Raw genomic sequence first — 13172 nt, forward strand, 5'->3', positions numbered from 1 at the left:
TTAAGGTATTCAACTGGGGGGGGCTGATGCCGGTAGGATGGCAGCTTCCGCTTCGGTTCAGGTCCGAAGTGCTCGGCCGGTCGAAGCCTGCGCCTGTGATCGCCAATCCGGCCGAACGTCCGCGCCGCGATGGCCGCAGGCTTGGCAGACGAACTTGGGCTCCACATCGGAAAGGCGGAGGTCGTCCGGCCACTGGTCGGCATTGAGCCGGGTCCAATGACTGCAGCGGTGGTCGGAGCAATAGACCAGGACGCCGGAGACGCCAGCGGCGCGCGTCTCGGCGAAGGTGATCTTGGTCGGATGGGGCATCAGGGCGAGCTGACTTCCAACGCCCCGACCCCGGCCGCGCGGACTTGCTTCACCATGTTGGCCGTGGCTGTGCCGCCGGGGAAGGCAACAACAAGATCGGGCTTTCCTTCGTCAAGCATCTGGCGGTTTCGGATAGGGCCAGCAGCGCGGGCCATGCGTGCCCCAATCTGCCGGAACCGTCCGAACCGGAATGCCCCTGCGTTCTCCGAACTTGCGGGCGAGGGCATCGGCACCGGTCGCGCCGCCTTCGATGATCACTGTAATGCGGCGATCTCGATGGATTTCCTCAAGCCGCGAGCCAAGCGTGGCGGCGTCATCGTATTTGCGACCGCCGCAAACAAGAACCTTCATGGTTTGCCTCGCGTCGGGTGAGGGTGGCATGCCCCCCGATCATTGCGCCGATCAGGCCGAAGTGAAGCCGCTAGGGCCGGGGTGGCTTACGACAGACTGGCGAAGACCTTGATCCTGATTGCGCGAGGTGCGGGCGGATGCTGGGATCGTGCGGGCGCTGCGGTATTTCGTTCGCGATAGCGGTCCGATCTTGGACACATCTTTGGACACATCTCGCGATGGGAAATAATGGAAACGGCGGGAACGTCTGATAATGGCGAGAGACCGCCAGCGCCATAAGCCCTTAAAAACTAGAGCCAAAAGGAAGTTTCCGGAAAAAGCGGGAAACTTCCTTACGCATTTCAAGACCGGTGCCTTAAACCACTCGGCCACCCTTCCGTCTTTGGAAGTCAGCGGCTTAGCAAAGCGGGCGGGGCCGCGAAAGGGGCAACTGTCGCCGATAAGGCACTGCGGCTACTGAGATCCAGCCGCCGCAGCGTCCGGCAAATTCCGGCGCTGAATGCGATCTGCTCTGGTTCGGCAGGAGCTAAACGCCGAACCAGTTCGCAGGCCGATCGCTCGAAATCAGGTACCCGTCTCGGGCGCGGGTTTTGCGGATTTGCCGTGCGGCTTGACAGCGTCGGGCGGTACCATCCGCCTGATCGGCTTGAGCGTCACGATAACGGGATTCGGCTTGTGGTCCTGCGCCGCGCCGGTGACGGCGTCGACCCCCATCCCAACGAGCCCGCCAGCGACAATATTATCGGCGAAGCCGACATTATCGGCGAAGCCGACGGCGCCGGTCGCCGGAACCTCTTTTATCAACGGGACGACTTCCGGCTCGTAACCTTCCTTGGCGAAACTGACGGTGATGTCGGCGCTGCGCTTGGCCACAATGGCGCAGGGCGTGATGCATGCGGTCGGAACCTCGAGGCCGGAGATGGTGGCCTCGGCTCCTGGCGGCGTCGATGAAATGCTGATATTTTCAGTCGTCCCGCGTGTCACGGACGCGCAGCCGCCCAACGCCCGGCGAGCGCCACGACTCCCAAAACACGCATTGATTGATCTCCCCCAAGCCCGGCGGCATCCAACCGCAACCGGAGGGTGAGATCAATAGCAACCGATCCAAGATCGTTAATTTACGCACGCGCGTGGAGGCAGCGTTCCGGCACCCGCTCTTTCGGCCTAGTTGAACGCGAAAGCGATCAAGCTCGAGCACAAAAGCACGAGGCTCGCGGTGGTCAGTGCGAGGAAACCGTCGGAGACAATGTCGTGGTTGCGCATGTTACACCTGCCACTGTCGATTCTGGTCCGAATTTATTAAAGCTTTCGGAATCGCCGATTGGCAGCGGTGACGCGTCTCTCCGCCTAGGGCTCAAGCCCTTGAGCGAAAACCTTCGAATGCATGAGCGAGAAAAATCCCGGCGCTCACCAGGCCCATCACCGCTGTAACCGTCTCAATCATCGCAAACTTCCTTTGCGCCCCGGCACCCACCAAACGACTGCCGCGTTGCACAGTCAAAAAGATTCATTTGTCCGGATCGAAGATCCGGCCGAGTGATGATTTGTTGCAACAGGTTGTCTGAATGCGGGACAGGGCAGGCGTGATCCGGCCGCGATTTGCCCGTGATCGGCGCTCCAGCGTCGCAATTTCACGGGCCGCCGCGGAAACCATTGATTCACCACGCGGGGGCTGACCCCATTTCCGCCGTGTTCCAGTTGCGATATCTTCATGCCTTGGTGCGGAGGTGGGCCGCATCGTGGTTTATGGCTGTTCAAGCCTCCGAGTAGGCATGCGGCCAGTGGAATGGTAATTGGGGCGATGGGGATTCGACGGCCAAATTCGATCGTCCTGGTAGCGCGTGGCGCTGCCGCGGTGGCAACCTGCCTCGTGCTCGCCAACTGCGCCTCGTCGAACAAGTTCGCCAGCCGCGTTGATCCCAGATACGGCGTTTCCAGTAGCCCCCGGGTCGTTGCCTTCGGGGAACCCGTGCCGAAGGGCGGCGGCACCTACCGGGTCGGCAAGCCTTATACTGTCGGCGGACGGGTCTATGTGCCCGAAGAAGATGCCGAGTATCGCGAGGAGGGCATGGCCTCCTGGTACGGCGATGATTTCCACGGCCGGCTGACCGCCAATGGCGAAGTGTTCGACATGGGCTCGCTGACCGCCGCCCATCCAACCCTGCCGATGCCGAGCTACGCGCGCGTCACCAATCTCCGGAATGGCAAATCGCTGATCGTCCGCGTCAATGACCGCGGACCCTACCACGGCAATCGCCTCATAGATGTCTCGAACAAAGCCGCGGAACTTCTTGAATTCAAAGGCAATGGTGTCGCCCGCGTTCGCGTCGAATATGTCGGTCGCGCTCCGCTCGAAGGCTCCGACGATCGCCAGTTGATTGCGACCTTGCGCACCGGCGTTCCCGCGCCATCGCCGTCCACGGTCCGAATCGCGTCCGCCCGCCCGTTCGTGCCGGAACTTTCGTCATCCCCCGGCCGGATCCGGGGCGAGGTTCCAATGCCGGAAGGGCGGCCCTACAGCCTTGGCAATACCTCGGCCGATTACGCCTCGATCAATGCCACCTCGGAAATGTCGGCCTCCAGCCGCTCCCGCGGCCGGGTGCCGGAGAATCGCCGCGCGGTGTCCTACGAGAGCGACGATCGCTATGCGGCCGGGCCGAGCTATATGCCGATCGATCCGCGCGGCCCCGCCGAAGTGCTGAGCGGGCGCGGGCTCTACTGAGTTTTCAGAAACGCGATCAGGGCGGCATTGACCTCGTCCGCGCGCTCCTGCTGGACCCAGTGACCGGCGCCCTCAATGATCAGCTTTTGCCGCAGGTTGGGCAGCACCCGTTCCATATCGCCGATACGCTTGGCGCCGATCAGGCCAGTGACGACGGAGTCCTTCGATCCCGCAATGAACAATGAGGGCTGATGGATCTGCGCGCCCTGCCAGGGCGCGGTCAGCTCCCAGTTGCGGTCGAGGTTGCGATACCAGTTGAGCCCGCCGCGAAAGCCGGACTTTGTGTAGGCCTCGGCAAAATAGGCGATGTCGGTTTCATCAAGCCAATGCGGCAGGGGCAGGTCGGCGCGTAAATTGCCCAGGAATCCCTTGCCTTCGTCGATGAACAGCGAATTGGGATCGGACACGCCGCGCCCCAGAACCATCCGCATGGTCTGCGCGATATCGCGCTCGAACTCGGCTTCGGCAACACCCGGCGCCTGGAAATACTGCCAGTAGAAATTGGTAATGCCGCCTTCACGCAGGCTATCGAGCGGCCGGCCGCGGCCACGAAGAGGGGGCGGGACGCTGAGGCCCGCCACCTTGGTGAATATCTCGGGCCTGAACATCGCCGCGTGCCAGGCAACCGGCGCGCCCCAGTCATGGCCGATGATGACGGCCTGTTTCTCGCCGAGGGCGGCGACCAGCGCGACCATGTCGCCGACCGTGTCAAAGATGCTGTAGGCGCCGGTATCGGCCGGTGCGCTGGTCCGGCCGAACCCTCGCATGTCGGGCGCCACGACATGGAAGCCGGCCTCGGCCAGGGCGGGGATCTGGTGCCGCCAGGAATAGGACAGTTCGGGCCAGCCGTGGCAAAGCACCACCAGCGGACCCTCACCTTGTTCGAGGATGAACAGCTCAATCCCGTTGGCGGAGAGGGTGCGTGAGGTGGGCATCGCGTTTCCGCCTTGTTTGCCGGATTTTGTTGAGCAACGGCTTGGTGCGCAGGATAGGTTCCTTTGTCCCGCGCCGCAATCCGATCAGGTCGGGGGAAGTCCCAAAACCTCAGTTGTTTGCGATACTTCCAACTGTTAGAACGCCTGCCATTCAGGACATCGCCGATGGCAACCGAGACAGCAACTTCCCGCAAATCTGGCGCCGCGGCCGGACGACCTTGGCGCAGCCTGATCGCGGCTGTGGTTGCGCTGGGCGTCGGATGGGGCGGGATCGTCTTCGCCGCCAACAACAGCGTGCAGGGCGCCAAGAAGGATGAGAACGGGTTTGACGGCGATGCGCCGACCGCGATCCTGATCGAGGCGTCCAGCGGCAGCGTGCTGTTCGAGAAGAACGCCGATGAACTGCGGGCGCCCTCCAGCATGATGAAGCTGATGACGGCCGAGGTGGTGTTCAACGCCATCAAGAAAGGCGACGTCAAACTCACCGACGAGTACCGGGTCAGCGAAAACGCATGGCGACGGGGCGGCGCGCCCTCCGGCACTTCGACGATGTTCGCGGCCATCAACAGCAAGGTTTCGGTCGACGATCTCCTGCACGGCGCGATTATCCCGAGCGGCAACGACGCCTGCATCGCGCTCGCCGAGGGCATCGCCGGCAACGAGCGCACCTTTGCGACCGACTTCATGACCAAGCGCGCCCGCGAACTTGGCATGACCAAGTCGACTTTCGGCAATTCCAACGGACTGCCCGATCCCGCCAACAAGATGACGGTCCGGGAACTCTCAAAACTCGCGCGTTATGTCATCCAGACCTACCCCGAGTTCTACAAACTGTTCGGCGAGAAGGAGTTCACCTGGAACAAGATCCGACAGCAGAACCGCAATCCGCTGTTGAACTCGCTCACCGGCGCCGACGGGCTGAAGACCGGCTACACCAAGGAAGGCGGCTACGGCATGGTTGGCTCGGCGGTCCAGAACGACACCCGGCTGATCGTCGTGGTCAACGGCCTCGAGGATCCCGAAGACCGCGCCACCGAAGCCAAGAAGATGCTGGAATGGGGTTTTCACAGTTTCGAGACGCGGACATTGTTCGCGGCAAACCAGCAGATCGGCTACGCCAAGGTGTTCGGCGGCGATAGCCGCTCGGTGAAGCTCGCCAGCCCCGAGCCGATCAAGGTGATGGTTCCAAAGAACGGCAATGAGAAATTGATCGCCCGCATCGTCTACAGCGGGCCGGTGCGTGCACCGGTCCAGTCCGGCCAGCAGGTCGGCTTGGTGCGGGTATGGCGCGGCGCCAATGTTGCCATGGAAGCGCCGGTTTACGCGGCGGAAGCGGTCGCTACAGGTTCGACGATGCGCCGCGCGATCGATGGAGCCAGCGAACTCGTCATCGGCATGTTTCGCGCGAGCGCAGAGAAGCTCTGACCATGGCCGAGGCAGCGGTCAAGCGGACTTCCGGAGGCGGGATCCTGCACAAACGAGCGTCACCTAATTCTTTCAGTGGGTAAGAGTTTAGGTCTGCGCCGTCGCAGAAATTATCATGTAGCATCGCCCCTATAGGAGAAATAGATTCAGTGTTACGCGGTCACTTCATTACTGTGGAAGGTGGAGAAGGCGTGGGGAAATCCACCCAGTGTCGCCGTATTATTGAATTGCTTCGGTCATTTGAAGTTGAGGCAATCCTAACCAGAGAGCCTGGGGGCTCTGATGGTGCCGACCAAATACGGCAGCTACTAGTCACAGGCGCCGAGGACAGATGGGATCCTCTGGCGGAAGCGCTTCTGTTGTTCGCTGCCCGACGAGATCACGTAGTTCGGACGGTAATCCCAGCCTTAGAGACCGGCATTTGGGTTGTTTGCGACCGCTTTTATGACTCGACGCTCGCTTATCAAGGTTACGGGCACGGGATAGATCGAAAGTTTTTGAATGCATTGAACAAGCGCGTAAACGGAAATCTTGAGCCTGAAATAACGTTTATACTAGATGCGCCAACCAAGGTTGGTATCGCGCGCGCACTTAAGCGTGGAGGAACCGAGGACCGTTACGAGCGACTGATGGACGAATTTCACGAACGCGCACGACAGGGATTCCTTAAAATCGCAAGCGCCCAACCAGATCGATGCGTGGTTATCGATGGAACAGAGGAAATTGGCACCGTCGCCAGCAATATTTCTAACAAGCTTGTTTCTCACTTCAACCTTGAAAGAAGGAAAACGTCCGGTCGATCCACTCTATCGCCGTACTAATCCTCCTTGCGATATTCTCGCCGTTTCCCGACATTTTGTCCAACTGCTCTACTCTCTCGGCGATTTTCCACAAAGTTCGCTTGGCCTCAACAACGGAGAGCTTGCTCTTTAGCTCCGGTTCGAACTCTTTTAGAAGTTCTGCGTTGGGTTCAAGTGATTTTCTGATCTCCTCTAACCTTCGTTCGAGTTCCTCAGCGAGATCAGGGGATTGGTTTATCAAGTTGAATGAAACGAATTCTGCACGATTTCCTAGGCGCTTCTTGCGGTCGCACCCACATGGCACTTCGTGGCAGTATGGGCACCCCGATTCATACCGTTCAACAAATTTGCTTTGAAGATCGTCGTCTCGGATTTCGGACGCCACTAAGCTCCAGTAACCTATCAGCCAAGCAAAAAAGTCTGCGGCATCTTTCTCCAGCAGTCGCGTGGCTTGTTCGGCGATTTCTGAACTACCCGCATTTCGCCATTTCCTAAAGCCGTTAGCTAATTTTCCGGTCTCTCTCAGAACTTTGGCTGGAAAGTAAAACCGATTGACACGCCAGCGCGCTCGATTGACGGGATAGATTTCCGAAAGAGTTCCTGAAAACCAATTCAGATCGAATGAAACGGCCTTCTTTCGCGAGAGTTTGTTGCCCTGCAAGATTCGACTGGCTCTTTCCTCTAGCGTGTCTTCACGATTTCCTGCCAAATAACTGGCTCGGGCAGGCAGGCGGGACGTTCGTTCACAAACGCAGGTTTCGGACAAGCATAAAGGACACAACTTAGGATAGCGCTTAATTGTGCAAGTTTGAACGTCGATCGGAATCCGGTTACAAAACGCGAAATACCAGGATAATGCCTTCACAAAGGTTGCGTGGCTATCGGCCAAATCAAAAGGCGAGGTTGCCTCTGAAACCGCTTCGAGCAAACGTGCCAAAATAGCTTCAACACTGAACTCGCTGTTGGCGGCACCGTATATCTGCCCCATATATTGTTGAAGCTCTGATACTTGTTGGCCACTACGCAGCATATAGGTACCTCGCGAAAATCGGATTGGCTAATACACGCATTGAGACGTCTTTGCCGAATTTGTCAATTTCTAGATGGGTAGAGACTGGATTGTTCGATGGGTGAGACCAATGCAAGAACCCAGCGCACCAGCATGAAGGGCAAGTTCTTGACGTTCGAGGGAGGAACTGGAACTGGCAAGTCGACTCAGATCAAGAAGCTTGCCGAACGGCTCCACGTCGCTAAGCTCCGAACCATCGTGACCCGCGAACCCGGCGGATCGCCCGGCGCCGAAATCATGCGCTATCTCGTATTGTCCGGGATGGGCAAGCTGCTGGGACCCGACGCGGAGACGCTGCTGTTTGCCGCCGCGCGCGACGACCATGTGCGCACGGTGATTGAACCCGCACTCACGCAGGGAATCTGGGTGCTGTGCGACCGGTTCTTCGACTCGACGCGGGCCTATCAGGGCAGCCTGGGGCAGGTCGCGCCCGGCGTGCTCAACGCCATGCAGCGGGTCACCATCGGCGACCTCAAGCCGGATCTCACCATCATCCTCGACGTCCCCGTCGAAATCGGGCTGCAGCGGGCCGCCGCCCGGCGCGGCAGCGGAGCGCCGGACCGGTTCGAGGCGGAAGACATCAAGTTCCATCAGGATCTGCGCGACGCCTACCGGCAGATTGCCGCCGAAGACCCGCAGCGCTGCGTGCTGATCGATGCCAATGCCGGTGCTGACGCGGTCGCTGCCCAGGTCTGGAGCGCCTTGCGCGATCATCTGTTCGCCATCCCCAACGCGGCCAGTTCCGCATGAGCGCCCGCAAGACCGAACAGGAGACCGCGGTCCGTCACCCCCGCGAAACGCCCGACCTGTTCGGGCATCGCAAGGCGGAGACGGCGTTGCTCAGTGCCTATCGCAGCGGCCGGATTCCGCATGCCTGGCTGATCGGGGGCGCGCAGGGGATCGGCAAGGCGACGCTGGCCTACCGTATGGCGCGGTTCGTGCTCAGCCATCGCGATCCGCTGGCGCCGTCGGTTCAACGGGCCGAATCGCTCGCGGTCGATCCATCCGACCCGGTGGCGCGCCAGGTCACGGCCGGCGCCCATGGCGGGCTGCTGGTGCTCGAACGCGGTCTCAACGACCGCGGCGTGTTGCGCACCGTCATCACCGTCGACGAGACGCGGGAGACGATTTCGTTCTTCGGCTCGACCGCGGCCGAGGACGGCTGGCGGGTCTGCATCGTCGACACCGTCGATGAACTCAATCCGAACGCGGCAAATGCGTTGCTGAAGGTTCTCGAAGAACCGCCGCAGCGATCGCTGTTCCTGTTGGTCAGTCATGCCCCCGCACGGGCGCTGCCCACTATCCTGTCGCGCTGCCGCAAGCTGCCGCTGCGGCCGCTCGCTACCAGCGACGTCATGCGTGCGGCCGCGGGCGCCACGGAAATCGCAGCCGATGATCCCGCCCTTGCCGAGGCGGCTGCGGCAGCGGACGGAAGCGTCGGGCGCGCGCTCAACCTGCTCGGCGGCGATGCGCTGAAACTGCAGCAGCGGACCGCGGCGATGCTGGCGACGCTGCCGCGGGTCGATCCGCGCGAACTGCATGCGCTGGGCGATGCGCTCGGCACCAGCGACCGGGTCGCGCTGGCGGCTTTCATCGACGGGATCGACCGCTGGATCGGCGAAAAGCTGCGCGTCGACGACGCCAACGCGAATCTGCCGCGCCTTGCACGGCTGGCGGAGGTATGGGAAAAGATCATCCGCGCCGCCCGCGATACCGAATCGTACAATCTGGAACGGAAACCGCTGGTTTTCTCGGTATTCTCGATGCTCGCGGAAGCAACGCGGTAGGCGCTCCGCCTGACATCAATCCCGACAATCTCGTTTTGAACACTAAAGGAATTCGTGGTGGCTGCTAAGAAAAAACCTTCCAAGAAGAAAGCGAAGAAGGTATCGCAGCGCGCCGCCAAGGCCGCGCCGAAAAAGCGCGCGAAGAAAAGCGCGGCCGCCGCGAAGGCCGCGGCAGAGAAGGAACGCGAACGCAAGAAGAAAGCTGCTGAGAAGGCAGCTGCAGAGAAAGAACGCAAACGTAAGAAGAAGGCCGCCGCAGAGAAAGAACGCGAACGCAAGAAGAAAGCTGTCGAGAAGGCAGCTGCAGAGAAAGAACGCAAACGCAAGAAGAAGGCTGCTGAGAAGGTAGCGGCTGAGAAAGAACGCGAACGCAAGAAGAAAGCTGCTGAGAAGGCAGCTGCAGAGAAAGAGCGCGAACGCAAGAAGAAGGCTGCTGAGAAGGTAGCGGCTGAGAAAGAACGCGAACGCAAGAAGAAAGCTACTGAAAAGGAAGCGGCTGAGAAAGAACGCGAACATGACGCGCGGCCTGCGGTCGAGCGTAGCAACATCTTCTACATCACCACCGCGATCGCCTATCCGAACGGCGTGCCGCATATCGGCCACGCCTATGAAGCGATCGCGACCGATGCGCTGGCGCGCTTCCAAAGGCTCAATGGCAAGGACGTGTTTTTCCTGACCGGGACCGACGAGCACGGCCTGAAAATGGTCCAGACCGCGGAAGCTGAAAAGCTGCCGACGATGGAAGTTGCGACCCGCAATGCGCTGCGATTCAAGCAGATGGACGAGCGTCTGAACGTTTCGTTCGACCGCTTCATCCGCACCACCGAGCCCGAGCATCATCGCTCGGTCCAGGTGGTCTGGAATCGCATGCAGCAGAACGGCGACATCTATATCGACACCTATTCCGGCTGGTATTCGGTGCGCGATGAAGCCTACTACGCCGAAGAGGAGACCGTTGTCGGCGAAGACAATGTGCGCCGCGGCCCGCAGGGCTCGCCGGTGGAGTGGGTCGAGGAGAAGAGCTACTTCTTCAAGCTGTCGGCCTATCAGGACCGATTGCTGGCGCTGTACGAGAACCAGCCCGATTTCATCGGACCGGATTCACGCCGCAACGAAGTGATCAGCTTCGTGAAGGGGGGCTTGAGGGACCTGTCGATCTCGCGCACCACGTTCGATTGGGGCGTCAAGGTGCCGACCGACCCCGAACACGTGATGTATGTCTGGGTCGACGCGCTGACCAACTACATCACCGGCGTCGGCTTTCCCGACGAGACCAGCGAGACCTGGCGCTACTGGCCGGCCGACGTGCACATCATCGGCAAGGACATCATCCGCTTCCACGCGGTGTACTGGCCGGCGTTCCTGATGTCGGCCGGGATTCCGGTGCAGAAGCGGGTCTATGCGCACGGATTCCTGTTCAACAGGGGCGAGAAGATGTCGAAGTCGGTCGGCAATGTCGTCGATCCCTTCAATCTCGCCGATCAATACGGCGTCGACCAGATGCGCTATTTCTTCCTGCGCGAGGTGCCGTTCGGGCAGGACGGCAATTACAACCACGAAGCCATCGTCGCGCGCATCAATGCCGATCTCGCCAACGATCTCGGCAATCTGGCGCAGCGCTCGCTGTCGATGATCGCGAAGCAGCTCGGCGGCATCCTGCCGGAGCCGGGCGAATTCAGCGACAACGACAAGGCGATCCTGGCGCAGGCCGATGGCATGCTGGAGTTATCGCGGACCGCAATGGCGACGCAGCAGATCCATCAATGGCTGAACGCGGTCTGGGCCGTGGTGGCGGAAGCCAACCGCTATTTCGCGGGCGAAGCGCCGTGGGCGCTGGCGAAGACCGATCCGGCGCGGCAGAAAACGGTGCTGTACGTCACCGCCGAAGTCGTGCGCCAGATCGCGATCCTGGCGCAGGCGGCGATGCCGGAAGCATCCGCGAAGTTGCTGGACAGTCTCGGGGTTCCCCACGACGCGCGCAACTTCGCCGCCCTCGGCGGCGCAACGCGCATTGCAGCGGGGACGGCCTTGCCGGCGCCGGTCGGCGTATTCCCGCGCTATGTCGAACCCAAAGCGGATTGAGCGGTTCGGACGCCATGCTGGTCGACAGTCACTGCCATCTCGACTTTCCCGATTTTGCCGAGGATCTCGACGCCATCGTCGCGCGCGCCGAGACCGCCGGCATCGGGCGCATCGTCACGATCTCGACCCGGGTGAAACGGCTCGCCGCGCTGCTTGATATCGCCGAACGGTTTCCCAACGTCTATTGCTCGGTCGGCACCCATCCGCATCAGGCCGATGAGGAAGACGGCATTCCCGCCGATGAGCTGATCGAGCTGACAAGGCATCCAAAAGTCGTGGCGCTGGGCGAGGCGGGGCTGGATTACTTCTATCAGCACGGCTCGCGCGACGCACAGGAGCGCGGCTTTCGCGCCCATATCGCCGCCGCCCGCGCGACCGGCCTGCCGCTGGTGATCCACACCCGCGACGCCGATGCGGATTGCGGCCGCATCCTCGAAGACGAGATCGGCAAGGGGCCGTTCAAGGCCGTGCTGCATTGCTACACCGGCGGGCGAGACCTGGCGATGAAAGCGATCTCGCTGGGGCTCTCGATTTCATTCACGGGCATTCTGACGTTCAAGAAATCCGAGAGCCTGCGGGCGCTCGCGGCCGAGCTTCCGGCTGACCGCATCATGGTCGAGACCGACTCGCCGTATCTGGCGCCCGGAAAGTTCCGCGGCAAGCGCAACGAGCCGTCTTACGTGGTGGAAGTCGCAAAAGTGCTGGCGGAAACGCGCGGCGTCTCGCTGGAGGAGATTTCACGGCAGACCAGCGAAAACTTCTTCCGGCTGTTCTCAAAAGTGCCCGCGCCGAAGGCTGTGGCATGACGCTGACGCTGACGATCCTCGGCTGTGGTTCTTCGGCCGGTGTACCGCGTCCGGCGCTCGGCTGGGGCGCCTGCGATCCCAACAATCCGAAAAACCGGCGCCGCCGTTGTTCGCTGCTCGCCGAGCGGACGTCGGAGCATGGCACCACGCGGGTCGTGATCGATACTTCGCCGGACCTGCGCGAGCAGTTGATCGATACCCATGTCGATCACATCGACGCGGTATTTCTGACCCACGAGCATGCCGACCAGACCCACGGCATCGATGATCTCCGTTCGGTCGTGCTGCATCAGCGCCGCCGCATTCCGGTCTATTTCAATCAGTCGACCGCCAAAGACATCATGGCGCGGTTTTCCTACTGCTTCATCGCGCCCGAGGGCAGCGACTATCCGCCGATCCTGAACCGTCACGCGATCGAGGCCGGCGAGAACCGCGCCATCGAAGGCAAGGGCGGTCCGCTCACCTTGTCGGCGTTTCTGGTTCAGCACGGCAACATCCCGGCGCTCGGCTATCGGATCGGCGATGCCGCCTATACGCCCGATCTCCACGACATTCCCGAAGCGAGCTGGCCGCACCTCGAAAACCTCGATCTCTGGATCGTCGACGGGCTGCGCTATGCCGGGCATCCCAGCCATTTCAGCGTCAGCGACGCGCTGTCATGGATCGACCGCTTCAAGCCGAAGCGTGCCGTCATCACCAACATGCACTCCGACCTCGATTACGAGGTGCTGCGCCAAAGCCTGCCGGCCGGGGTAGTGCCGGCCTATGACGGCATGCGGCTGACGCTGGACGGGGCGGGCTGAGACTCTCTCAACGCGTCGTCCCGGCCCATATGCGCAATTGCGCATCAGGAGCCGGGACCCATACCGCCTGATCTCTCGTTTTC

Annotated in this window: 13 protein-coding genes; 8 read left to right on the forward strand and 5 right to left on the reverse strand. The window is 61.2% G+C overall.

The annotated features are described in order from the left end of the window. Window positions 1-57 precede the first annotated feature (57 nt). From V1289_RS45620 to V1289_RS45630, 3 genes are all read right to left on the reverse strand, one after another. Window positions 58-309, reverse strand: coding sequence for a hypothetical protein (locus V1289_RS45620; protein WP_334406071.1), 252 nt, complete (start codon window positions 307-309; stop codon window positions 58-60). Between the two features lie 111 nt (window positions 310-420). Further along, window positions 421-660 carry a DUF2493 domain-containing protein gene (locus V1289_RS45625; RefSeq protein WP_334406073.1) on the reverse strand — a complete coding sequence of 80 codons (240 nt, stop codon included), beginning with the start codon at window positions 658-660 and terminating at the stop codon, window positions 421-423. A gap of 564 nt (window positions 661-1224) precedes the next feature. Then, window positions 1225-1644, reverse strand: coding sequence for a PEGA domain-containing protein (locus tag V1289_RS45630; protein WP_442896149.1), 420 nt, complete (start codon window positions 1642-1644; stop codon window positions 1225-1227). Window positions 1645-2461: 817 nt separating this feature from the next. Here V1289_RS45630 and V1289_RS45635 point away from each other — a divergent pair. Beyond that, window positions 2462-3382, forward strand: a complete 921-nt coding sequence (locus V1289_RS45635; RefSeq protein WP_334406075.1) for a septal ring lytic transglycosylase RlpA family protein — start codon at window positions 2462-2464, stop codon at window positions 3380-3382. Here V1289_RS45635 and V1289_RS45640 read toward each other — a convergent pair. After that, complete coding sequence (locus tag V1289_RS45640; protein WP_334406077.1) at window positions 3376-4317, reverse strand: alpha/beta fold hydrolase; 942 nt, start codon at window positions 4315-4317, stop codon at window positions 3376-3378. The genes V1289_RS45635 and V1289_RS45640 overlap by 7 nt on opposite strands. Window positions 4318-4482: 165 nt before the next feature. Between V1289_RS45640 and V1289_RS45645 the strand changes: the two genes are divergently transcribed. After that, complete coding sequence (locus V1289_RS45645; RefSeq protein ID WP_334406079.1) at window positions 4483-5742, forward strand: D-alanyl-D-alanine carboxypeptidase family protein; 1260 nt, start codon at window positions 4483-4485, stop codon at window positions 5740-5742. Window positions 5743-5891: 149 nt separating this feature from the next. Then, window positions 5892-6563 carry a dTMP kinase gene (tmk, locus tag V1289_RS45650; RefSeq protein WP_334406081.1) on the forward strand — a complete coding sequence of 224 codons (672 nt, stop codon included), beginning with the start codon at window positions 5892-5894 and terminating at the stop codon, window positions 6561-6563. On the opposite strand, the gene V1289_RS45655 is transcribed toward tmk (V1289_RS45650), so the two are convergent. Further along, window positions 6511-7572, reverse strand: coding sequence for a hypothetical protein (locus V1289_RS45655; RefSeq protein WP_334406083.1), 1062 nt, complete (start codon window positions 7570-7572; stop codon window positions 6511-6513). The two genes, tmk (V1289_RS45650) and V1289_RS45655, sit on opposite strands and share 53 nt — an antisense overlap. 96 nt (window positions 7573-7668) lie before the next feature. On the opposite strand from V1289_RS45655, the gene tmk (V1289_RS45660) reads away from it, so the two are divergent. From tmk (V1289_RS45660) to V1289_RS45680, 5 genes are read left to right on the forward strand one after another with little or no spacing between them, the layout of a single operon-like run. Next, the gene (tmk, locus tag V1289_RS45660; protein ID WP_334406085.1) at window positions 7669-8361 is read left to right on the forward strand and encodes a dTMP kinase; all 693 of its coding nucleotides are present in this window, start codon (window positions 7669-7671) and stop codon (window positions 8359-8361) included. Next, window positions 8358-9398 carry a DNA polymerase III subunit delta' gene (locus V1289_RS45665; RefSeq protein WP_334406086.1) on the forward strand — a complete coding sequence of 347 codons (1041 nt, stop codon included), beginning with the start codon at window positions 8358-8360 and terminating at the stop codon, window positions 9396-9398. Before tmk (V1289_RS45660) ends, V1289_RS45665 begins: the two co-directional genes overlap by 4 nt. A gap of 57 nt (window positions 9399-9455) precedes the next feature. Further along, window positions 9456-11480 (forward strand): methionine--tRNA ligase, encoded by a 2025-nt coding sequence (metG, locus tag V1289_RS45670; protein WP_334406088.1) that lies wholly within the window; start codon window positions 9456-9458, stop codon window positions 11478-11480. 14 nt (window positions 11481-11494) lie between these two features. Beyond that, window positions 11495-12286 (forward strand): TatD family hydrolase, encoded by a 792-nt coding sequence (locus V1289_RS45675; RefSeq protein ID WP_334407934.1) that lies wholly within the window; start codon window positions 11495-11497, stop codon window positions 12284-12286. After that, a complete protein-coding gene (locus tag V1289_RS45680) occupies window positions 12283-13089 on the forward strand; it encodes an MBL fold metallo-hydrolase (RefSeq protein WP_334406090.1) in 807 nt (268 codons plus the stop codon). The genes V1289_RS45675 and V1289_RS45680 overlap by 4 nt, the downstream gene beginning before the upstream one ends. Window positions 13090-13172 lie beyond the last annotated feature (83 nt).

Source organism: Bradyrhizobium sp. AZCC 2289, from assembly GCF_036924615.1.
Classification (GTDB): domain Bacteria; phylum Pseudomonadota; class Alphaproteobacteria; order Rhizobiales; family Xanthobacteraceae; genus Bradyrhizobium.

Coding starts and splice junctions, on each gene's coding strand:
- V1289_RS45620 (WP_334406071.1), bottom strand. CDS start 309: ATGCCCCATCCGACCAAGATCACCTTCGCCGAGACGCGCGCCGCTGGC.
- V1289_RS45625 (WP_334406073.1), bottom strand. CDS start 660: ATGAAGGTTCTTGTTTGCGGCGGTCGCAAATACGATGACGCCGCCACG.
- V1289_RS45635 (WP_334406075.1), top strand. CDS start 2,462: ATGGGGATTCGACGGCCAAATTCGATCGTCCTGGTAGCGCGTGGCGCT.
- V1289_RS45640 (WP_334406077.1), bottom strand. CDS start 4,317: ATGCCCACCTCACGCACCCTCTCCGCCAACGGGATTGAGCTGTTCATC.
- V1289_RS45645 (WP_334406079.1), top strand. CDS start 4,483: ATGGCAACCGAGACAGCAACTTCCCGCAAATCTGGCGCCGCGGCCGGA.
- V1289_RS45655 (WP_334406083.1), bottom strand. CDS start 7,572: ATGCTGCGTAGTGGCCAACAAGTATCAGAGCTTCAACAATATATGGGG.
- tmk (WP_334406085.1), top strand. CDS start 7,669: ATGGGTGAGACCAATGCAAGAACCCAGCGCACCAGCATGAAGGGCAAG.
- V1289_RS45665 (WP_334406086.1), top strand. CDS start 8,358: ATGAGCGCCCGCAAGACCGAACAGGAGACCGCGGTCCGTCACCCCCGC.
- V1289_RS45675 (WP_334407934.1), top strand. CDS start 11,495: ATGCTGGTCGACAGTCACTGCCATCTCGACTTTCCCGATTTTGCCGAG.
- V1289_RS45680 (WP_334406090.1), top strand. CDS start 12,283: ATGACGCTGACGCTGACGATCCTCGGCTGTGGTTCTTCGGCCGGTGTA.